We start from the raw sequence: 22,789 nt of genomic DNA, 5'->3' as shown, positions 1-22,789 counted from the left end.
GGTATCGATTACAGCAATGAATATGAGAAAACGAGTAATCGCACTATCAACAAGTCTAGTAATTTTAGGGAGTGCACCTTTATCAATATCAGCAGAAGAGATAAATAAATCTCATACTGACCAGCTTAGTATTGCACAAGGGGAGCGTAGAACGAACGTATTACGTTATTCTAATTTCAATCTAGAAACTCCAGATCACATGCAAATTAATGAAGCAGAAGTATCAGAGAATGAGGAAATTCTTCTAGAAGAATATAAACATAAACATGATGAAACAGAAGAGTTACATAAAATGAAAGAAGCGAAAAAAGGTCAAGTAGCAGAAGATGAAGCTATTTCAAACATTGAAAAGGCATTTGAACATGTAGACGGACGAAATGATGGTTCTACTCGCGAAATGAAGCCGGTTGAAAAACGGAGAGCTATTCAGTATAGCGCATCGATGACTACGAAGAAATATGGAACGCTTGCAGGTACTCCATTTGTAGAGTGGATTGTTCCAGCAGGAAACCCTGATATTCGCCCCGCTAATCCGATGAAAGCACGTTATATTACAATTCACGAAACTGCAAACACTGCCCGCGGTGCAAATGCTGAAAACCATGCGAAGTATTTATATAAACAAGCAACGGAAGGTACGTTCCGAACAGCTTCATGGCATTTTACTGTAGACGATAAACAAATTTATCAGCACTTACCAACAAATGAAAACGGTTGGCATGCAGGAGATGGCGATGGTTCCGGAAATAGAGAATCAATCGGTATCGAGATTGCGGTTAACCAAGATGGAGATTACAATAAAGCGCTAGAGAATGCAAAGAGACTTGCAGGTTATTTAATGAACAAAGAAGGTATTAGTGCGGACCACATTTATAGGCATCAACAATGGAGCGGGAAAAACTGTCCTGATATTTTAATTTCTCGTGGGAATTGGACTGGCTTCGTACAAGGTATTCAATGGTATGCAAATGTTAACGCACAAATTGATTCGCCTTTACAAGAAAGAAATGAGCTATTTGATTCCAATGAATATAATCCAGCTGAACCTAATATGGAGCTTGTAGTGAATGGTGATGGTATAAACGTACGTAGTGGTTCGGGACTTGAACATCATATCGTTCGTAAAGCTTCAAACGGAGATCGTTACAAAGTGTTAGCAGTTAAAAATGGTTGGTATAAAGTAGGTAACGATGAGTGGATTTTCTATAACCCAAGTTGGATTAAGATAAACTATAATGTGCCACATAAAGAAGTACAAAAACCAAAAGATGATATTACAGGTGGATGGTTTGAAGGGAACATTCGTAAGCTGAACAGCCTAGGAATTATGAACGGTGAAGGAAATGGTGTATTTGCGCCTTATCGTAATGTTACGAGAGCTGAGTTTGCAACATTAATCTCAAATGCTCTCAAGCTACCGGAAGGAAATAAGTCATTTGTAGATATTAACAAAGCGCATCCATCACTTCATAGCGGTATTAAACGTAGTGCAAGTGCGGGAATTATTAACGGTCGTGGCGGCGGGATTTTTGATCCTAATGCATCTATTACACGTGAAGAAGCATCGATCATGATTGACAACGCATTACAGTATAACGGTGTTACAGGTGAATTAGTTGCATTACCATTTACAGATCAACATCTAATCACATACAAACAACATGTTCAACGATTATACAGTTTAAAGGTAGTTACTGGTGTTGGAAATAATGAGTTTAATCCTAAAGGGACAGCAACTCGTGGTGAAGCAGCTGCCTTTTTAGTGAAGATGTTAGATGCAAGTCAAAAATAGAAAGAATGATAAAGGAGCTATCCAAAATGAGAATTTGGAACAGCTCCTTTTTATATAAGCCCTTATTAAGCCCCTTGCAAGCCCCTTATAAGCACCTACCAAGTAATAAATCACTAAGAAAAAACAAAACAAAAACAACTACAAAAACAAAAAAGCGCGAAAAAATAAAACCGTCGTTGTAGTAGTTAAAAAAGTTTGGAATTCAACTGCAAAAACCAATCCCTCACTCCTATATGTATATTGAAGGATTGAAATCTGCCTTTTTATAAGTGCGAGGGGGAGGTAAACATATGGCGGTGTACCGTAATGTGCAAGTGAACTTTTGGCAAGATGAATTCATATTAGATTTAACGCCAGAGGAGCGTTATTTTTACATATATTTGTTAACTGGTACGAAAACGAAGCAATGTGGAATTTACGTATTACCGAAACGTTTAGCAGAACTGGAAACAGGCTACAGTATGGAGACTGTTGAGAAGCTGTTAAATAGGTTTGTTGCATATGGGAAAATTTTATACGATGCGGAAACGAAAGAGTTATACATACTAAATTGGTTACACTATAACCCTATTTTAAATACGAATGTAGAAAAATGTGTGTTACGTGAGTTAAAGACTGTAAAAAATAAAGAATTCATACATATGTTTTTACGTAAATGTCTGGAAGAAGAATGGAAGATTCCATTGTTGTTGCAACATTTTAGTATGCCAGAGGAAGAGGATACTAGTAGTTTACAAGAAGTTGTTGAAAAAATAGAAGATATGGAAGTGGAAGAGGATACTCAACATAGTGAAGTGTACAAATTTTACGAACAAAATATAAGTAGTCTATCTCCATATATTGTGAAGGAATTGAAGGGGTGGATACGAAAAGTTTCAGGAAATACCGTACTAGAGGCACTTAAAATTGCGTTTGAACAGAATAAGCGAACGTTTGCTTATGTGAAGGGGATTTTGAGGAATTGGTGTAAGAAAGGACAGGGGAATTTAATTGAAGGAAAGGAAGGAGAAGTTTGTTTACATGATCCATAACATGGGAAAAGAAGGATTTTTCCTTTTCAAAAAGGTTCTTTCAAAATAGAAGCGAATAGTTTGAGAAAGGAGGGGTTATATGGAAGTTGTTATAAAGAAGAAACGAACTAGGGGTAAGAAAATTTTCATTTGGTCTAGTAGTACCGTTCTTTTATTAGTTATTTGTACAGCGATTTTTTTAAACATATATACGCTGAAATCTGTGCCAAAGATAGATGGAACGATAAAACTAGAGGATTTACAACGTGCTGTTACGGTAAAGCGAGATAGTAAAGGAGTACCACATATTAAAGCGGAAAATGCACATGATTTATATTTTTCGCAAGGGTATGTACAAGCGCAAGATCGATTATTTCAAATGGATTTAAGTAGAAGGCAGGCTTCTGGGATGTTAAGTGAAGTTGTGGGGGAAGCAGCTGTTGATCGAGATAAGTTGTTTCGAACGCTCGGTTTACGGCGAGCAGCCGAAGCGTCTGTTAGTCAATATGATGGGGAGGCGAAAGATGCTCTGCAGTCATTTGCTGATGGGGTGAACGCTTTTATACGCGAGGCAAAAGAGGAAAAGAAATTGCCGGTCGAGTTTACTATATTAGGCTATGAACCTGCTGAATGGTCTATTGTTGATACGTTAACAATTGGAAAGTATATGGCGTTTGATTTAGGTGGACATTGGCATGGACAGGCATTTCGATATTGGGCGCTGAAAAATTTGCCGAAAGAGCAAGCAAATCAGTTATTTCCTACATATCCGAAAGATGCGCCTAGATTGCTAGCTGAACTCGAGAATACAAATGTGAATGTTGCACAAAGTTTTGCAAAAGCAATCATTCCACCAGAGTTTAATGGTAGTAATAACTGGGTTATAAGCGGTGAGAAGAGTGCGTCTGGTAAGCCAATTTTAGCGGATGATCCTCAGTTATCACTTGCGACACCTTCTATTTGGTATCAATCGAAACTTGAGATGAAAGATTTACATGTGAGTGGCGTTATTTTCGCTGGCGTACCCGGGGTTATATTAGGACACAATGACAAAATAGCATGGGGCGTTACGAATACAGGTCCTGATGTGCAAGATTTATATATTGAGAAGAGAAATCCTAATAATGAAAATGAATTTCTGTATAACGATAAGTGGGAAAAAGCTACCGTTGTGGATGAATCTATTAAAGTAAAAGGCGGAAAGACAATACCGTATAACGTTACCGTTACGAGGCATGGTCCAGTCATTTCAGAGTTTGCGGATAAGGGGAAGAAGAAAACGAAAACCGTATTCGCTTTGAAATGGACTGCTTTGGAGCCTTCCGCTGAATTAAAGGCTGTATTAAATATGAATAAGGCGAAAGACTGGAATGAGTTTGAAACGGCTCTTCAAGATTTCCATACCCCAACTCAAAACTTTGTATTTGCATCAAACGACGGCACAATTGCTTATAAAGCAAATGGAAATATACCAGTGCGTAAAAAAGGTGATGGTAGTTTACCTGTTCCAGGATGGACAGATGAATATGAATGGGAAGGGTATATTCCGTATGACCAGCTTCCAAAAGTAATCAATCCAAAACAAGGGTTTATTTCAACTGCGAATAATAAAATTGTAGATGATAATTATCCGTATCATATTAGTAATACGTGGGCGCAGCCATATAGGCAAATGCGTATTCAAGAGTTTTTACAAGAGAAGGAAAAATATACAGCGAAAGATTTAGAAGAGTTACAGATGGATCAAAAAAATTTATACGGGAAAGAGTTTGCTCCTATATTTTTAAAAGAGTTAAATAAAGCATCTTTAAATGAAGTAGAGAAAGAGGGCGTAAAACAATTAACGAAGTGGAATTTTTACGATAGTAAAGATGAATCGGCACCGTTAATATTCCATCTATTAATGAAAGAGATTTCAAATACGTTATTTTCAAAAGAAATTCCGAAAGATGTGATGGAGTTATTTGAAGGGAAGTCACAAGTTGTGGATGAATTGATTCGAAAAGAAGTAGCAGGAGAAAATAGCGCTTGGTTTAAGAAATACGGGGGCTTCACAAAAGTTGTGCATACATCGTACGAGAATGTAATGAAGAAATTACAGAAGGAATATGGACCCGATGTTACAGAGTGGAAGTGGGGCGATTACCATCAACTTGCTTTTACACATCCAATTTCAAAATCATCTAGTATGTTAGCGTTACTAGCATTTAATCGTGAGAAACCAGTTCCAATTGGCGGAAGTCAAGTTACCGTTCAAGCGGCGAGTTACGGAGATAACGGTATTGTCAATCACGGAGCTTCTTGGCGATTCGTTATTGATACGAAAGATATGTCAAACGGTTATCATATTGTAGGACCAGGACAATCAGGACATTTTAGAAGTGATTGGTATCATGATCAAATAGATGATTGGGTAAATGGCACGTATCATACGACCACATTGAATACGGAGGGGATAGAAGGGAAGGTGTTAAATTTGGAGCCGAAGTGATAGAGTGTTTTTGTTTGTGGAGAGGACTAGTAATAATCTTTTTGATAATGAAATCTTATCATTTAGAACATAACCCAGTTCTTAAATCATTTTAACAGCCAGCCTACTATCATTTAATTGGATAGTAGGCTGTTTCCATCTTCGAAATACGCTGTAGCAACCTCTTCAGGATTACGATTATTTCTACATGCTGCAAGTACTGTAACTAATAAAGCCATTACAACTATTAACATGATCATTCCAGTTTTAAGGGGAATTAGTTAACAAAGACCAGATATTATTTGCAACAGAACTGTTCCTCTGTACCCCTTGTTTCATCATTTTTCTAGGCCATCCAACTTGACAAATGTTTTTTTATCAAACTACAATGAAAATCATTATCAATAATATAGGGAGGATATTTTTGTCAATAAATGAAAAACAATATATTTATAGGTTAATAACTAGATGTTGTTAAGTCGTATGTACTATTTTTAGTTTAGCGTTGCCCAGAATGTACACCAATTAATCTCACGAATTACAAGAAAACTATAATTGAAATGAGGCTTGCATTGTGAAGTTGGACGTGAATGAGTTAGCAGAGTATCTTGCCAATACTCCTTTCCGAGTAGAAGGAGTATATCGTTATGCTAAAAATCCAGGTGTGCCTTGTGCTGAGTCTACAGATTCTTTCCCAGGATTTGTATTTCCACTTACAGGGAAGACGCAATTTCAATTTAATGGTACGCCGTATATCCTTTCCCCAGGAAAAGTTATACATGGGGGTGCAAAAATGACATTAGCCCATAAAATGCTTGGTGAAATAAACTGGGAATATATTCTTGTTTTATATCGGATAAGCAATTCAGAACGAGAAGACTCTGGCTTTACTCATCAGCATTTTGAATTGTTAACAGGACAATCTCCTCGTCTTGTCGAATTACTTATGCGTCTTTGGGATGTGTATAATCAGCGAGGAGGCATTTCGATGTTTCAGACTGAAATGCTGTTTCGCGAAGCGTTGAATGAAGCTTTATTAAGTGTTGTCAATAGAGAAAACAACTATGAATCGCATACTTTATTCGAACGAATATCTAGTTACGTTCGTAAATACTATTATAAAGATATTACAATAAATACGCTTACAGAACAAAATAATGTTAATCGAAATCGTCTTTCTTACGTGTTTAGAAAGCATGCAGGTATGGGGCCAGCAGAATATTTATTGAACTATCGTATAAAGATGGCTCAAAAAATGTTATGTACAAGTGGTGTGCCTGTACAACAAATTGCGCAGGCTGTTGGAATCGCAGACCCTTTTTATTTTAGTAGAGTTTTCAAGAAGCGAGTTGGCATTTCGCCTACTAAATATCGCGAGAAGTTCATCAATAATCCATACTAATGTCAACAGAGGTCCATTCTTATTTGAAAATCATTGTTCTATACTTATGGAGAGTTAAAGGAAACATTAGATTGAAAGTACTTTCATTGAAATCACTCCTTTGTACTATCTGAATGAAAAGTTCTGGCCTGAGCATTTTCTTTTTAAGCGTAATAACGACTTTTTTACTTAGATTACTGTAATATAGTGGAAGTTGAAAATGAGGAGGGATCATTATCCATTACCAACCTATTAAACTAAATGACGAGTTATCTAAAATTAACGATTATTGGTATCCACAAGTGATTAGTGAAATGAATGACGATCAAATTCAGCTTTTTAAAGCTAATGGAGATTTTATATGGCATGAGCATCCTAATACAGATAAGCTATTTATTGTGCTTGAAGGGGAGATGTTCATCGATTTTCGTGATGGACAGGTGAAAATTTCTAAAGGAGAGATGTTTATTGTCCCGAGGGGCGTTGAGCATAAACCGTTCACTGAAAAGGAATCCCACATTATGTTGGTAGAGCCTAAAAGGGAAATGGATTGATAATCGTAAAAAGATAAAAAAGGAGCGGAAATCCGTTCCTTTTTTATTTATCTTACTATTTTTGGAAACTCAGTGTGAATAAAATGTGAATAAGGGATGAATAGCATTTTTATCAATAAAAATTTATTGGTTTTTTTGTGGAATATATATGAAACGTTGTATAAAATAATCAAGAAAGCCAAAAATTACAGGGGGAAAGTTGTGAAGAAAAATAAGAGTTTAATAAGTTTTTTAGGAGTGTTTATTATGCTGTTTTCTTTTTGTTTTCAAGGAAATGTACAGGCAGATGTAAATACTGTTCAATCTGGAAAAATTAAATCAGGAAATGTAACGGTATGGGAAGTTGGAAATGTAGCGAAAGTGTTAGCTGATGTAGAGCGCTTAAATTTAAATACAGTAAATGTACCAATTCAGGTAGATATTCCGAATGTGACTTCTACGAACATGGTAATTAATCAAGCGCAAAAGCAACAGGCTATTATTTTAATTCAAGAATTATTAAAGCGTAATATTCAAGTTATAGTAGAACCGTTCCCATATATTCAGCAAGGAAATGTTGGAGAAACGGAATGGAATCCAAGTAATATTAATGATTTCTTCTGGAATTGGAAAACGGTTATTTTGCAAGACATCTTTAACTCGATTACAAGTAAATACAATGTGTACGGGCTCAAGATTGCTTCTAATTTCGTGAATATGGAATATGCAGAAGGATATTGGAGCGATACGATTGATTTTGTTCGCCAGCAGTATAAAGGAAATGTTTTGTATCAAATGAATTGGTGGTTAACAGCAAGCTGGGATCCTTCATATGAAGCGAAGTTTGTTGAGAAAATAAATCGTCCGTATTTAAAGAAGGTAGACATTGTTAGTATCGATAGTTGGTTTGAAGTTTCGGAAAAAAGAAATCCATCATACGAAGAAGTGAAGCAAAGTTTATTTGCGACGACAGTGTATAACCGTGGACAAAATGTTGTTCAACAACTAGAACAATTACATAAAGCAACAGGAAAACCGGTTTATTTTGGCGGATTTAACGTTCCAGCGCGTGAACTAGGCTTGCAAAATCCGTGGAATCCAGATGTTTCTAATGTGTTTTCAAAAAACGTACAATTAAACGGATGGCGCGCTTACCGTGACGTATTAGAACCAAAGCCATATTTTAAAGGTTTTTCAATTTGGTTTATTGGTTCTAATGATAGTACGCATGCGTATCAAATACATAGTCAAGAAACGGCGGCAGTTATTAACGGCTGGTACCGAAAATAATTTTTATAAAATAGGTAAGTTTTAAAGTTTGGCACATATATTTCTAGTGAAAGGCCTTTCACCATCTTATCACCTAGGGGGCAATCATAATGAAATTTTTGTCTTACCTTACAGTAATTTTGGTGATTCTTGGCGGTTTGAATTGGTTATTTGTAGCGTTAGATTACAATGTAGTTGAGAAATGGTTTGGTTCTATGCCGGCGCTTGTGGACACTATTTATTGGCTCATTGGTCTTTCTGCAATTTATCAAATTTTTGATCGGTTCTTTACGGACAATTAGCAATTATACTTTATTACTAGAGTGTTAAGTACGATTATGTACTTAACACTTTTTTATGTGTTTATAAAAACATTGGCACTTGCAAGCGATTCCATTGCGTCTTACGCCGTAATAATAGAAAACAAATTGACCGTGTCTTGTATTGTGGGTTATAATTCAGAAAGTTTAAAAAATACCAAAATGAGAAATAGGGAGGTCATCCGGGTGATGGAAAGAGTGTATAATTTTTCAGCAGGACCATCAATACTCCCTTTGCCAGTTTTAGAGAAAGTGCAAAAGGAGCTAGTAAATTATAACGGGACAGGCATGTCTATTATGGAAATGAGTCATCGATCTTCTTATTTTCAAAGTATTATAGAGGAAGCGAGTAGCTTACTTCGTGAATTAATGAACATTCCTGATGAGTATGAAGTATTGTTTTTACAAGGCGGTGCGTCATTACAATTTTCTATGATACCGCTGAATGTAATGAATACGTATAAAAAAGCAGGATATATATTGACTGGCTCATGGTCTAAAAAGGCGATGCAAGAAGCTGAAAAAGTAGGAGAAGTGCAAGTGATTGCTTCTTCTGAAAATGAGAAGTTTACTACAATTCCTAAACTGGATGGTTTACTAGGCGATGAAAAACTAGATTATGTACATATTACAACGAACAATACAATTGAGGGAACGAAGTATGTGGACATTCCACATGTAGATAAAGTACCGCTCGTTGCGGATATGTCCTCAAATATTTTATCAGAACGATATGATGTTTCGAAGTTTGGTCTTATATATGCGGGAGCGCAAAAGAATTTAGGGCCAGCAGGCTTAACGATTGCAATTATAAAAAGAGATTTAATTGGGGGAGCAGATCGCTCTTGTCCTACGATGTTAAACTATGAAACTTACAGTAAAAATAACTCCTTATATAATACACCGCCGTCCTTTAGTATTTACGTAACGAAACTTGTACTAGAGTGGTTGAAAGAGCAAGGTGGAGTATCTGCGATTGAAGAACAAAATAAAATAAAATCTTCACTTCTTTACAATTTCTTAGATGAATCAAAATTGTTTACTTCACCAGTTGATCCTACGTATCGATCACTTATGAACATTCCGTTTACAACACCGTCAGAAGAGCTGAACAGTGAGTTTTTACAAAAAGCGAAAGAACGAGGACTTGTTACACTAAAAGGACATCGTTCAGTCGGTGGTATGCGCGCAAGTATTTACAATGCGATGCCAGCACACGGCGTACAGCAATTAGTAAATTATATGAAGGAATTTGAGCTTGAGAATAGATAGGGAGATGGGGATATGTTTCGTGTTCAAACGTTAAATCAAATTGCAGAAAAAGGTTTGCAAGTGCTTAGCGGAGAGCGCTATGAAGTAGGGGAGAGAATGGACCACCCAGACGGTATTTTACTTCGCAGCTATTCTTTACATCAAGAAGAGTTTTCAAAAGATTTAAAGGCGATTGCCAGAGCTGGTGCTGGTGTAAATAATATTCCTGTCGAGCGATGTACAGAAAAAGGGATTGTAGTCTTTAATACGCCAGGGGCAAATGCTAATGCAGTAAAGGAACTCATTATCGCCAGTCTTATTATGTCTTCACGCAACATTATTAACGGAGTAAGCTGGACGAAAAATTTAGAAGGTGAAGAAGTACCGCAGCTTGTTGAATCAGGAAAAAAACAATTTGTTGGATCTGAAATTGCGGGAAAACGTCTAGGAGTTATCGGGCTTGGTGCAATAGGTGCTATAGTTGCGAACGATGCGTTAGCTTTAGGGATGGACGTTGTCGGATATGACCCTTACATTTCAGTTGAAACAGCTTGGCGCCTTTCTACACATGTGCAAAGAGCATTTAGTTTAGATGAAATTTTTGCAACGTGTGATTATATTACACTGCATATTCCTCTTACGAATCAAACGAAGGGGATTATTGGTGAACACGCTGTAGAGAAGATGAAAAAAGGGATGCGTCTATTCAATTTTTCTAGAGGTGAACTTGTAGATGAAAAGGTTCTTCAAAAAGCGTTAGAAGAAGATGTTATTGCACATTACGTAACGGACTTCCCAAATGAAAATGTGATAAAGATGAAAAATGTAACTGCGACGCCTCACCTTGGTGCATCTACGTCTGAATCAGAAGAAAATTGTGCAGTCATGGCAGCGCGTCAATTACGTGAATATTTAGAGACAGGAAATATTCGTAACTCAGTCAACTATCCAAACGTAGAATTGCCGTATATCGGAAAGAAACGTATTACAATCATGCATCAAAACGTTCCGAACATGGTAGGACAAATTACAGGATGTTTAGCAGAACATCATATAAATATTGCGGATATGATTAATCGTAGTAAACATTCTTGGGCGTACACGATGATTGATATTGATAACGGAATTGATGATATAATAAAAGAGAACATTGTGGAAAATATAAGCAAAATGACAGGTGTTGTAGCCGTTCGAATGATTGTGTAAAGGAGAGAGGAACTTGGCAAAAATCCGACCGTTTCGGGCCATTCGTCCAGTAGAAGAAAAAGCAGCGGAAGTGGCAGCTTTACCGTATGACGTTTTAAATAGTGAAGAGGCAAGAGAGGTTGTAAAAGGGAATCCGTATTCTTTCTTACACGTTGATAAAGCAGAAATTGATTTAGACCCAGCGCTTTCACCGTACGATGATCGCGTATATGAAAAAGCGGGTGAAAATTTAAATCGATTGATACGAGAAGAAGTGTTCATTCAAGACGAAGAGCCAGCACTATATATTTATGAACTGACGATGCAAGGTAGAAAGCAGTCCGGTCTTGTCGTTTGTACGTCTATTGATGAGTATGAAGACGATACAATTAAAAAACATGAAAGAACGCGTCATGAAAAAGAACTAGATCGTATTCGTCACGTAGATGTATGTGACGCAAATACAGGTCCTATCTTTTTAACGTATCGTACAAAAGAAGAAGTGAAACGTTTCATCGCAAGCTGGAAAGAAGAACATGCGCCAATCTATACATTTACAGCAGAAGACGGCGTTAGGCATGTTGCTTGGAAAATAACAGATGAAGAAGTAATTGCAGGCCTAGTGAACGTATTTGAAGACATTCCTAATCTTTACATTGCAGATGGACATCACCGCTCCGCATCAGCTGCAAAAGTAGGGCTTATGCGAAGAGAACAATATCCGAATTACACAGGAGAAGAAGAGTTTAATTTCTTCCTATCAGTTTTATTCCCTCATGATGAATTATCAATTTGGGACTATAACCGAGTTGTGAAAGATTTAAATGGCTTGTCAGAGGAGCAGTTTTTAAATCAAATTACGCAGTACTTTTATGTAGAAGAAGCATCTGTTTCTCCGTATAAACCAAATGAGCCAAAAACATTTGGTATGTATGTAAATGAGAAGTGGTATAAGCTCACAGTGAAAGAGGAAACGTTTGATGCGAATGATCTTGTGAAAGGTTTAGATGTATCTATTTTGCAAGATCACTTATTAAGCCAAGTACTTGAAATACATGATCCGCGATCTGATTCACGTATCGACTTTGTCGGAGGAATCCGCGGATTAGAAGAACTAGAACGCCTTGTAAATAGCGGCGAGTATAAAGCGGCGTTCTCACTATATCCGACATCAATGGAATCTTTATTAGCAATCGCAGACGCTGGAGAAGTTATGCCGCCAAAATCAACGTGGTTTGAACCGAAACTGCGTAGTGGGTTATTTGTACATTCTTTAAAATAATGATAGACTTCATTAGTTTGAAAAACCGAAATGATTTTAGTTTCGGTTTTTCTTATTTTAAAAGAGTTAAGGACATTCCTAGTATTACAAGAAATGTCCTTTCCACTAATTTATAGGATGTTTTGCTAAAATTTAAACTCTAAAATTAGTTTACTAGTTTGACCTGTAAACTGATAATTATAGAATCCTCGTAGGTTTTCTAAGTTACCGGTAGCTTTAATAATTGTTCCTGGGGAATCTAAATTTCCTTTATCAAATATACCTTGCTCTATAGCTGTAAATGTTCCTTGTTGCCCTTTATAAATTCCTTCAAAGTGTAAAAAACCAGAAATTTTAGCAGTAGCCAAGTGACCATCATTTATATTTGAGTCTAAATAATATAATAAGTATTCAACAAAAGCTTTTCCTTTTAATTCCCCATCAATATCATATTCAACATGGGCAATATTAATAGGGAAATCTTTTTTTGTATCATCAATTGGTTTTTCATCCCATATACTTACTGTAAATGTTACTTCCATACACGTAATCTCCCTCCAATTATATACTTTTAAAAAGTATCCGTTCACATTCATATCTCATAGGAGTGATTTTATTCATTCCACGCCACTTTCTAAAATAGAGAACGATCCATTTCCACAATCAATTTCTGCCATTGCGCCGTAAGGTAAAATAAACTTCGGTTCAGTATGGCCAAAATTTAAATTATAAAGAATCGGCAAATCTTCTAAGTTATATTCTCTCATAACTTTCAGTATTTCATCTTTATATTCTTCATAGTATTGTTCATCTTTCGGTTTACCGAAAATGATACCTTTTGCTTTTTGCAGAATGCCTTGCGCTGCATAATTTCGTAACCAATACTTTATATAACTTGGTTCTGGATGATCTTCAGAAGTTTCAAAGAAGAGAATGCTATCCTCCCAATGTTTTTTCTCAGGCCAAAGTTCCGTTCCTTTTGCAAATTCTAGTACTTCAATGCAACCACCAATTAAACGCCCTTGTACAGTAGTAGAGCCTTGAAGTACCTCATATCCGTTGTTTTGCTGCATCGTCCGTCTTGTATCCTTATTTATTTCGATCCATTCTAAACGCTCACTCGTCCATTCAGGAGCTGGTTGAATTTCGCCAATCACTTCATTGGAAAAGAGAGTTCGATTTACCATTTCAACCGTATATGGATCCATCTCTACATTTTCAGCAAAGTCGGTCAAAATTGCCGGACCGTATAAAGAGGAAAGACCTGCTTTATGACAAAATAAATGTGAAATAGTAACGTCAGAGTATCCCATAAAAATTTTCGGATTTTCACGTATTACATTAAAATCTATATGAGGAAGTAAGCGAATGCTATCTTGACCGCCAATATTCGCAATAATTGCTTTCACGCGCGTATCTTTAAATGCTGTCATTAAATCTTCCGCACGAGCTTGTGGGTTGTTATAAATGAATTCGCTACCTTTTAAACTATTTGGCATGGGAACAACCGTAAGACCGAAAACTTCTTCTAACCTCTTTACCCCTTGCTCATATCGCCATCTTATTTCAGGATCACCTGCTCCTCCCCATGAAGGACTTACTGTTGCCACAACATCTCCTGCCTGTAATCTCTTTGGTTTTATTAACATGTTAACTCCGCTCCTACATAATGTAATGGACTACGATTATCAAACTGTAGTATTGAAAAATATGATGCATGACATTAGTTTCTTCATCATCAATTCGTTTACCTGCTGGTGTACAAGAATTTAGCAGTAGTATTGAATATAGGGAAAAACGCTTTATATTTAAAAAGTACAGTATGCATCATTGCATGAGAAAGAGGGTTGCTATTTTCTGCAATCTGTAACTGTAATGATTATAAGTTGATCGTATTCAATCCGAAAAATAAAATCATCATGAATGGAGAGGTTACAGCTTTTCCTGAACAAGAAAGCTAGCACCTTTAGGCATGGGAGAGGTAAGGGAAGTTGGATACGGAGTGTCACTAAAAATCGCAACGTTCGTGGTACTTTAAGTGTCTGAAGTATAGGGAGTTTCTTCGTTTTTTTTGTTGGGGTTTTTAGGGGAGTATTCTTTAATTATTAGATAGAGAGATAAAATAAAATAAAATACACCTAGTTAATAGGTGTATTTTTTAGAATTGAAAACCACATAACATCGAATGGTTTTCTTGTAAACATATAGGAACAGTAGTATAGATTGTTTTTAATTTTGTTAACTTACCAACCTGTACCATGTTCAGAATTAGCAGGAGCACCGCCAGTATTGCCATGAGCTTCAAATTTTGGAGCAGGGAAATGTGTATGTCCTTCTTGTTTAGGAGCCCCACCAGTGTCACCAATGTTTAATGCAGGAGCCCAAGTATCCGCATGTGTCTCTTGTTTAGGAGCAGGGAAATGTTCGTGCCCCTCAAGCTTCGGAGTCGGCGTATCACCAACATTTAAAGCAGGAGCGCCAGTATTACCATGCGCTTCTAACGTAGGAGCAAAGAAGTCAGCGTGACTCTCTTGTTTAGGAGCCATTCCTTCTCCATGAGTATTTGTATAAGAAGGAGCCCAAGTATCCCCTATATTGTATGATGAAATAGGAGGTCTGCCATGATCATAAGCAGGAGCGCCACAGCCATCTCCAATGCTTACTGATTTCGGAGCAGGAGTATCCCCAACATTGAAAGCAGGAGCGCCACCGTAGTCACCATGATTTTCTAATTTCGGAGCAAAAGTTTCACCGTGCTCAGCTTTTACAACGCCGCCATCCCCAATATTTACACCAAAAAGACCAAGGCTAAACACTGATAACCCTACAACAGCTGTACTAATTTTTCTTTTCAATCTCTCTCTCTCCTTTTTATTGTTTTATTTCATTTTGTCTAAACGTGGTAGATAAAATGAAACGAATCGTAAAAAATTCCAAATATATTACGATATACGAATAATTCTGTGTAATATTTTGTAAAACCTCCTTGGAATTTGAATTTTGTGAAAATAAAATTCGACATGGTTCATTATTCAACTAGTTGAATAAATTTTGATTGAGTTTTTATAAAGGTATTCGCTAACCTTAGGACTGAAAGTAGTTCTTAATTTCTTTATACCGTGGTCATAAGATTATTTTAGCTTTGAATTAAATTAAAGCCCTCTTACTGTATATTTAAAAATCACAGTATGCAACATTGCATAAGAAAGAGGGTTGCTATTTTCTATAACCTGTAACTATAATAGTTACAGGTTGGTCGTATCCAATCAAATATAAAATCATCATGAATGGAGATGTTTCATAATGGGTATGAAAAAATTAATTTTAGCAGGTGCTTTAGGAATCGCAGCATTATCAGGAACAAATTTACCAGGACTAGAAGTAACAACAGCGAGTGCAGCTTCTATTGAATCGAATTTCTCGACGTTAGAAGGACGAGTAGTAGAAGTAGATAACGGTGTAATTGTCGTAAAATCTAAGCAATACGAAGAACCTGTTAGTGTATACATGGATACTTTCTCAAATGTGAAAGTAGGAGATGAGGTTAAAGCTACTGGATCTATGATGCGTAATTTTACAGAATATATGGTTGCAACTGCAATTGAAAATACAACAAACAAGTTAGGCATGCACATGAAAGAAGATGGCTCACCTGATTATGTAATTGGTGAAGTATCAAAAGTAGGAACAGACGGTGCTACTAAATATGTCGTAGTGGGGTATCCATCGTTAAACGGGAAGAAAGATATTATTGATGTTTTCTTAACAAAGGGACAAGTATTTCATGTGGGTGAGAAAGTGAAAATTGATATGAATTATGTGGGCTGGGGTGGAAGTTCTATTAATTGGAACACAGTTGATCATATCGAAAAAGTGCATGAAGTAAAAAACAACGTTGAAAATAATGACGATGTTTGGATTTGGTCTTAATTAGATTTCTGTAAATAATAAATGGATTATTCAGTACCTAGCAAATGATCATACACATGACCATTTGCTAGGTACTTTTTTGTTTTGTATTTTTTGAGAATAAGGTATTCCTGACTAGAATATGATGTTTAAATCGGAGTAAATTTTAAAAATACAATAATGAAAGAGGTGTTTATATATGGAGCGAGATGAGAATTATTTACGAGCTAAAAAAAGAGTGGAGAATTTAAAAGCGTTTTATATTCATTTAGCATTATATATATTAGTTAACTTAATGCTTTTTTTTATAAATATAAGCTCTGATTCAAGTAAATTATGGTTTTTATATCCACTTGCAGGCTGGGGGATTGGTATCGTTATACATGGTTTGACAACTTTTCCATTCGGGATATTCGGAAAAGAGTGGGAAGAACGAAAGATTAAAGAATATATGGAGAAAGATAAGTAAATTTATTTTGGAATGTATGAATATAAATCTCTACAATCAAATGCTTAATGCGAAGCCTATTCTATAGCTTCGCCTATTTGTTTTGTACTCGAAGTTCATGCGAGTACGTGTTCCTATTCGGTTTTTAGCATGAATAACATGTGAAATCAAAACTTTACTTGTAGTACATAATAAATACAGTTGTTACCCTTTTAAAATTACATGTGGATATAGAATAAAGTTGATTTATCATCCTATATGAAAATAAAAATAAACCACTGTTCGATTTGAATATTCCACGATATAATGGTGAGAGTTTATGACAGAATAAATATTTACATAAGAAGTGAGGTACTGTATGAAAAAAAGAACGACAGACATTATTTTTATTATTATCGGTGCATTTCTTTTTGCGTTAGGTGTCAATTTGTTTGTTATCCCGAACGAGTTTGGTGAGGGCGGGGTAACAGGTATTACGATTATTACGTACTACTTATTTGAGTGGTCACCAGGTTTAGTCAACTTAATTTTAAATGCGATCTTATTAATAGTCGGCTATAAATTTTTGAATAAAATCACAACGATTTATACGATTATCGCTGTAGTTACGAACTCGCTATTTCTTCATTTAACAGAAGGATGGACGATTGCTTCGGATGAAATGCTCGTAAATGCCATTTTCGGTGGAATATTTATCGGGTGCGGGATTGGTCTCATCATTCGCGTTGGTGGAACGACAGCAGGTACTACCATTTTAGCGAGGATGACACATAAGTACTTGGGCTGGAGCATTAGTTACGGTCTACTGTTCTTTGATTTAATCGTTGCGTTTTCATCTTATTTCATCATTGGTGCAGAAAAGCTGATGCTGACAATTATTATGTTATATGTAGGAACGAAAGTAATGGAATTTGTAATTGAAGGGTTAAATCCGAAAAAGGCCATTACGATTATTTCCGATAAGCCGGATGAAATTGCCAGGAAGGTGACAACCTTAATGGGCAGAGGGGTTACCGTGTATTCAGGTCATGGCTATTACACGAAAACGCCGAAGGACATTCTATATGTTGTTATTAATAAGCAAGAAGTAGTGAAGCTAAAGCGGATTGTTCAAACTACAGATCCGGCTGCGTTCATCGCTATACATGATGTTCGTGACGTATTCGGAGAAGGATTTGTTGATATTTCGAAAGCTTAGAAATTATTTTTGCTTAAAATAATCTTAATACTAAAACGTGAGAATCTATTTTGAATAATCTTTTTTCAAAATAGATTCTTTTTTAATTAAACGCCATTCACTTTTAGTTCAACCTTTTGCGTTCTAATGGAAACAGCCGATAAAGCGCTCCAGTCTGTTTTTTAATTTTGAAATGTGAGAGTTGAATTACAATGGATTATATGTGATTGTTTAATCTACTCCCCATGAGTTCCGCCATTTGTTTTGCATCTGGATTTTCTTCATCGTACAATTTTTCAATAATATTAATATAATCCGTCTCATTTCGATTTTGACTTAATTTATATGCAGCCTGAATGTCTCCTACTTTAATTTTAAACCCAACTATGCCCTTCAGTTCATTTTCTAAGAGAGTGGGGGAAAGTTTATCCCATAATACTGGATTTTCACGATGCTCTTCATATTTTTTCAGCATTGTTGTTAATTCATCTATTAATTCCTCTTTATGTAAAATACTTGCTTTACCATATATATGGACGGCTTGATAATTCCATGTTGGAACTTCTTCATTTTCATACCAAGAAGAAGAGATATAAGAGTGCGGTCCCTGAAACATTACAAGAACATTCTCACAGGTTTCAAATGTTCTCCACTGGGGGTTCCCATAAGCCATATGTCCGGTAATAAAATAGTCATCACCTTTTTTAGTTAATCCAAAGGGCAAATGAGTTGCGATTGGTTTCTCTTTTTTTGTTGTGACGATTGTTCCAAAAGAGTTTTTTTGAACAAAATCCCAAATTTCATCAACATTTGTGACTTTAAAATACTTTGGAATATACATAATAGCCCACCTCTCAAAAAATTTATATGAGTGTTTTAATCATGATAAGGTCAACTTGTTCATCATCTCCCATATAAAAGGAGTGAGAGCCAGCTTGTACAAACCCTAATTTTTTATAAAAAGCAATAGCATTTTCATTTTTCTCCCATACGCCTAGCCAAATATTCTTTTTATTATGTTCTATTGCAATTTCAATAGCATTATTTAGTAGATATTTACCAAGACCATGTTTTTGAAAGGAGCTCTTTATATAAATTCTCTCGACTTCAAGTGATTCATCGCCCATTTCTTCAGACTGAGCATCATCAGTATTGATCTTCAGATACCCAGCAATTTTATCGTTGAAGTAGACAAAAAAGAATTGAGAAGAGTTATTGGATAATTCTTTTTCTAATTGCTTTAAGTTAAATGCCTTTTCCAAATAATGATGCATATTTTCGGGTGAGTTTTGATGTTTAAAAGTTTCATTAAATGTTTCATAACTAATTTCTTGAAGTTTGTGTATATCTTTAAGGGTGCACTTTTCTATATGTGTAGTCATATTAATAGTTCGCTCCTTTATATAATCAATAATCTCTCTTATTTCCCTTTTTTACAAATTCCCAATCTTTTTCTATATTTTTTCTTACTCTTTGAAGAAGCTTAGAAATAGTTTCCGCTTCTGTTTCCGAAAATCCCTCTAATGCAACAGTATTGGAATAATCATTTTCTCTTTTAATGAAAGGATAAACATTTTTTCCTTTTTCTGTCGGAAAAAGTTTTTTAATTTTTTTGTTAGATTCATCTTCTTTCTTTTCGATAAATCCATTGATTTCAAGCTTTTTGATAGCCCGGGCTGCAGTTGTACGATCTACTTTTATCATCTCAGATAGCTTTTCTTGAATGATTCCTGGGTTTTCACATATTCGCACAAGATACAAATACTGACCTTTTGTAAGCTCATATTCTTTAAATTCTATATTACTGATAGAATCTAACGCCCTTGCAATCATGCCAATTTCACGAAGAATTTCTTTCATAATGAACTCCTTATCTTTTATTTTTGTTGCAAATGCAACAATTCGAAGTTGCATTTAATATAAAATATTTTTATTGTAAATGCAACAAAAATAACGATGAAGAGGTTGATTAAAATGAAGTATATTTTTTATGTATTAGGAATTTTAATATTAACCCTTGGTATTTCTTTTACAATACAATCAGATCTTGGAACGTCACCTTTTGATGCACTTTTAGTAGGACTTTCTTTAAATGTGGGACTTACTGTGGGAAGCTGGGAAATAATAATAGCTTTATTATTAATATGTTGTAACTCAATTTTAAAAAGACATAGACCAGAGATAATAGGGTTGTTAACAGCATTCATCACGGGTATTGGTATTGATGTGTGGCTATTTTTATTACGCAATTTAATTACACCAGAAATATGGTACAGTAAAATGATTTATTTTGGAATTGGCTTAGTTATTACAGGATTAGGAACTGCGATATATTTACAAACAAATTTTGCTCCCATTCCAATTGACCGATTAACTTTAATCATACAAGAATTAACGAGAACGAATATCTTTATATCGCGAACATGTATTTACCTTATATTCTTAATAATGGCAACGATTTTACATGGACCAATTGGTATTGGAACTATATTAACCGTTTGTTTAGGTGGGCTATTACTGAATTTCTTTATGCCACTTACTAAAAAAGTATTAGATCACTTATTCGTACACCAGAGTACATCACCAAGTTATAAGAGTAATAAAGCAGCTGACCACAATGATAACAAGAGTATCTTCTAAGGAATCCTTTTCTTTTTCTTGCAAAAAATCCAATTGTTTCTTAATGTATTGATGTAGAAGGATGAATAAGAGAGGGTTTAATGAAGATGATACATATTTTATTAGCTGATGATGATAAGCATATTAGAGAGTTGTTACATTATCATTTACAAAAAGAGGGGTTTACAGTTTTTGAAGCAGAAGATGGAAAGGTAGCGCAAGAAGTATTAGAGAAGGAAAATATTCATCTTGCGATCGTAGACATTATGATGCCGTTCGTTGATGGCTATACGTTATGTGAAGAAATTCGGAAGTATCATGATATTCCTGTTATTTTATTAACAGCAAAGGATCAGTTAGTCGATAAAGAAAAAGGATTTATTTCTGGTACAGACGATTATATCGTAAAACCATTTGAACCAGCTGAAGTCATTTTCCGTATGAAAGCTTTATTACGCCGTTATCAAATGCTAAGTGCGGACATAATTACACTTCACGGGACGACAATTGATCGTAAAGGTGTTGAAGTAAAGTGTAACGGGCAGACGATTTTGCTTCCATTAAAGGAATTTGAATTATTATCACAATTAGCTAGTTATCCTGGGAGAACATTTTCAAGAGAAGAATTAATTGAGCTAGTATGGGGAATGGATTTTGAAGGGGATGAACGAACAGTTGATGTTCATGTGAAAAGGCTCCGAGATCGTTTCTCAAAACGAACGGATGATTTTCAAATTACGACAGTACGCGGACTCGGGTATAAGTTGGAGCTGAAATAAAATGAAATCATTATACTCTAGATTTGTTTTTATGACGGTCGGTATTATGCTACTCAGTAGTATTATCGGCTTTTTATTAACGAACGTATATTATCAAGTGAAGTTAAAACCGTATAATAGTGAAAAGATTTTAAAGTATGCGGAAGAAGTTAAATCGTTATATGAAAAGCAAAGCGAAGAAAATCAAGAGGCGTACTTACAATCTATTGCGAAGCTAGGGTATGAAATTTATATTGTCGATGATCAAAAGAATGGAAAGCGTATCGGCAATGCGTTTCGTAAGACGTCTATTAGTGATGATACCGTTCATAAAGTATTGCAAGGGGAAACGTTTAATGGTGTTTCTACATATCCGACTCGTCTATTTATTACTGGTTTTTTCGATAATGAATTAATAAATAGTGTCGGTGTACCGGTAAAGCACGGTGATAAACAGTACGCATTATTTATTCGTCCTGACATTCAAAACCAATTTGGCGAGATGCGAATTTTCTTAGCGGTATTACTTGGGTTTATCGTACTATTAAGTATTATCTTTATAGCGATTGCAGCAGGTTACATCGTTCGTCCCATTCGTAAATTTACGAATGCTACGCAAAAAATTGCGAGTGGGGAATATGAAATTGAATTAGATGTAAAACGAAAAGATGAAATAGGAACGTTATCTACAAGCTTCCAAAAGATGACGAAAAGTATTAAAGAACTCGATGAAATGAGACAAGAATTCGTTTCGAACGTTTCACATGAATTCCAGTCACCGCTTTCTTCCATACAAGGATTTTCGAAGACATTACAAACAGAAAAGATGAGCGTGGAAGAAAGAAACCATTACTTACAAATTATTGAGGGCGAAAGTAAGCGAATGTCTAGTTTATGTAAACAGTTACTTACGCTAGCGTCATTAGATAAAGAAGAGAAAGTTTTACAAATAAAAGAATTCAATTTGCAGAAGCAAATTAAAGACGTCATTTTTATGCTCGAATGGAAATGGCGTGAGAAAGATATCGCCGTTGAATTTGATGTGCCAGATATCACTATAAAAGGTGATGAAAACTTACTTCATCAAGTATGGAGTAATATCTTTACGAATAGCATTAAATTTTCAAACGACGGTGGGACCATTGAGTTTTTTGTCGAAGAGTTAGAGTCTAGCGTTATAATCTCGATATCCGATAACGGAATCGGCATGGAAAAAGAAGAAATGGATCGTATTTTTGATCGTTTTTATAAGGTGGATACAGCAAGGGCAAGAAACGTAGAAGGTAGCGGTTTAGGATTATCGATTGTGCAGAAGATTGTTGAACTGCATAACGGAACTGTTTCAGTTTATAGCACGAAAGGGGAAGGGACGACTGTTCGGGTGGAGCTTCCAAAATAGAGGGAAG

At 35.6% G+C, this 22,789-nt stretch carries 22 protein-coding genes; 16 read left to right on the top strand and 6 right to left on the bottom strand.

The genetic code is table 11. The features are described 5' to 3' along the window. The first annotated feature begins 16 nt into the window (after positions 1-16). The 10 genes from PDQ33_RS08235 to PDQ33_RS08190 all read left to right on the top strand — a co-directional run bounded on the left by PDQ33_RS08235 (position 17) and on the right by PDQ33_RS08190 (position 12,493). Positions 17-1,792: an S-layer homology domain-containing protein gene (locus PDQ33_RS08235; protein WP_061130600.1), complete on the top strand. Its 1,776-nt coding sequence runs from the start codon at positions 17-19 to the stop codon at positions 1,790-1,792. A 290-nt stretch (positions 1,793-2,082) separates the two neighbouring features. Further along, positions 2,083-2,823: a DnaD domain-containing protein gene (locus PDQ33_RS08230; protein WP_061130601.1), complete on the top strand. Its 741-nt coding sequence runs from the start codon at positions 2,083-2,085 to the stop codon at positions 2,821-2,823. Positions 2,824-2,902: 79 nt separating this feature from the next. Then, the gene (locus PDQ33_RS08225) at positions 2,903-5,293 is read left to right on the top strand and encodes a penicillin acylase family protein (protein WP_270755697.1); all 2,391 of its coding nucleotides are present in this window, start codon (positions 2,903-2,905) and stop codon (positions 5,291-5,293) included. A gap of 553 nt (positions 5,294-5,846) precedes the next feature. Then, the gene (locus tag PDQ33_RS08220; protein ID WP_074543656.1) at positions 5,847-6,674 is read left to right on the top strand and encodes a helix-turn-helix transcriptional regulator; all 828 of its coding nucleotides are present in this window, start codon (positions 5,847-5,849) and stop codon (positions 6,672-6,674) included. 293 nt (positions 6,675-6,967) lie between these two features. Continuing rightward, complete coding sequence (locus PDQ33_RS08215) at positions 6,968-7,207, top strand: cupin domain-containing protein (RefSeq protein WP_000997182.1); 240 nt, start codon at positions 6,968-6,970, stop codon at positions 7,205-7,207. Between the two features lie 201 nt (positions 7,208-7,408). Continuing rightward, the gene (locus PDQ33_RS08210; protein ID WP_048556815.1) at positions 7,409-8,476 is read left to right on the top strand and encodes a glycoside hydrolase family 113; all 1,068 of its coding nucleotides are present in this window, start codon (positions 7,409-7,411) and stop codon (positions 8,474-8,476) included. 89 nt (positions 8,477-8,565) lie between these two features. Continuing rightward, positions 8,566-8,757, top strand: coding sequence for a DUF378 domain-containing protein (locus PDQ33_RS08205; protein WP_000670803.1), 192 nt, complete (start codon positions 8,566-8,568; stop codon positions 8,755-8,757). A 207-nt stretch (positions 8,758-8,964) separates the two neighbouring features. Next, positions 8,965-10,047 carry a 3-phosphoserine/phosphohydroxythreonine transaminase gene (serC, locus tag PDQ33_RS08200; protein ID WP_061130605.1) on the top strand — a complete coding sequence of 361 codons (1,083 nt, stop codon included), beginning with the start codon at positions 8,965-8,967 and terminating at the stop codon, positions 10,045-10,047. Between the two features lie 12 nt (positions 10,048-10,059). After that, entirely contained in the window at positions 10,060-11,232 is a 1,173-nt protein-coding gene (locus PDQ33_RS08195) for a 3-phosphoglycerate dehydrogenase family protein (protein ID WP_270755698.1), read from the top strand. A gap of 13 nt (positions 11,233-11,245) precedes the next feature. Next, positions 11,246-12,493 (top strand): DUF1015 domain-containing protein, encoded by a 1,248-nt coding sequence (locus PDQ33_RS08190; RefSeq protein WP_061130606.1) that lies wholly within the window; start codon positions 11,246-11,248, stop codon positions 12,491-12,493. 125 nt (positions 12,494-12,618) lie between these two features. Here PDQ33_RS08190 and PDQ33_RS08185 read toward each other — a convergent pair whose 3' ends face one another. The 3 genes from PDQ33_RS08185 to PDQ33_RS08175 all read right to left on the bottom strand — a co-directional run bounded on the left by PDQ33_RS08185 (position 12,619) and on the right by PDQ33_RS08175 (position 15,327). Then, positions 12,619-13,014, bottom strand: coding sequence for a DUF3224 domain-containing protein (locus tag PDQ33_RS08185; RefSeq protein ID WP_270755699.1), 396 nt, complete (start codon positions 13,012-13,014; stop codon positions 12,619-12,621). 75 nt (positions 13,015-13,089) lie between these two features. Next, positions 13,090-14,121, bottom strand: a complete 1,032-nt coding sequence (locus PDQ33_RS08180) for a S66 family peptidase (protein ID WP_061130607.1) — start codon at positions 14,119-14,121, stop codon at positions 13,090-13,092. Between the two features lie 594 nt (positions 14,122-14,715). Beyond that, positions 14,716-15,327, bottom strand: coding sequence for a hypothetical protein (locus tag PDQ33_RS08175; RefSeq protein WP_270755700.1), 612 nt, complete (start codon positions 15,325-15,327; stop codon positions 14,716-14,718). A gap of 448 nt (positions 15,328-15,775) precedes the next feature. Between PDQ33_RS08175 and PDQ33_RS08170 the strand changes: the two genes are divergently transcribed. The 3 genes from PDQ33_RS08170 (at position 15,776) to PDQ33_RS08160 (ending at position 18,027) form a co-directional block, all read left to right on the top strand. Then, a complete protein-coding gene (locus PDQ33_RS08170) occupies positions 15,776-16,402 on the top strand; it encodes a F0F1 ATP synthase subunit alpha (RefSeq protein ID WP_000525529.1) in 627 nt (208 codons plus the stop codon). Positions 16,403-16,580: 178 nt separating this feature from the next. Next, positions 16,581-16,850 (top strand): 2TM domain-containing protein, encoded by a 270-nt coding sequence (locus tag PDQ33_RS08165; protein ID WP_000438991.1) that lies wholly within the window; start codon positions 16,581-16,583, stop codon positions 16,848-16,850. A 337-nt stretch (positions 16,851-17,187) separates the two neighbouring features. Beyond that, positions 17,188-18,027, top strand: coding sequence for a YitT family protein (locus PDQ33_RS08160; protein WP_270755702.1), 840 nt, complete (start codon positions 17,188-17,190; stop codon positions 18,025-18,027). 196 nt (positions 18,028-18,223) lie between these two features. Here the strand turns inward: PDQ33_RS08160 and paiB are convergent, their stop codons facing one another. From paiB to PDQ33_RS08145, 3 genes are read right to left on the bottom strand one after another with little or no spacing between them, the layout of a single operon-like run. After that, a complete protein-coding gene (paiB, locus tag PDQ33_RS08155) occupies positions 18,224-18,847 on the bottom strand; it encodes a protease synthase/sporulation negative transcriptional regulator PaiB (RefSeq protein ID WP_000275821.1) in 624 nt (207 codons plus the stop codon). Positions 18,848-18,869: 22 nt separating this feature from the next. After that, entirely contained in the window at positions 18,870-19,388 is a 519-nt protein-coding gene (locus tag PDQ33_RS08150) for a GNAT family N-acetyltransferase (RefSeq protein WP_000207066.1), read from the bottom strand. Positions 19,389-19,413: 25 nt separating this feature from the next. Continuing rightward, positions 19,414-19,866: a MarR family winged helix-turn-helix transcriptional regulator gene (locus PDQ33_RS08145; RefSeq protein WP_000658981.1), complete on the bottom strand. Its 453-nt coding sequence runs from the start codon at positions 19,864-19,866 to the stop codon at positions 19,414-19,416. 114 nt (positions 19,867-19,980) lie between these two features. Between PDQ33_RS08145 and PDQ33_RS08140 the strand changes: the two genes are divergently transcribed. The 3 genes from PDQ33_RS08140 to PDQ33_RS08130 all read left to right on the top strand — a co-directional run bounded on the left by PDQ33_RS08140 (position 19,981) and on the right by PDQ33_RS08130 (position 22,782). Then, positions 19,981-20,646 (top strand): YczE/YyaS/YitT family protein, encoded by a 666-nt coding sequence (locus tag PDQ33_RS08140; RefSeq protein WP_000873870.1) that lies wholly within the window; start codon positions 19,981-19,983, stop codon positions 20,644-20,646. An 80-nt stretch (positions 20,647-20,726) separates the two neighbouring features. After that, positions 20,727-21,404: a response regulator transcription factor gene (locus PDQ33_RS08135; protein ID WP_000781974.1), complete on the top strand. Its 678-nt coding sequence runs from the start codon at positions 20,727-20,729 to the stop codon at positions 21,402-21,404. 1 nt (position 21,405) lies between these two features. Next, on the top strand, positions 21,406-22,782 hold the full coding sequence (locus tag PDQ33_RS08130) for a sensor histidine kinase (protein WP_000839500.1): 1,377 nt from the start codon (positions 21,406-21,408) through the stop codon (positions 22,780-22,782). Positions 22,783-22,789 lie beyond the last annotated feature (7 nt).

The organism is Bacillus cereus group sp. Bc031 (assembly GCF_027716265.1).
In the GTDB taxonomy this organism is placed as follows: Bacteria; Bacillota; Bacilli; order Bacillales; family Bacillaceae_G; genus Bacillus_A; species Bacillus_A paranthracis.
The sequence above is the reverse complement of the archived record's forward strand: the minus strand, read 5'-3'. Positions and strand labels throughout refer to the sequence as shown.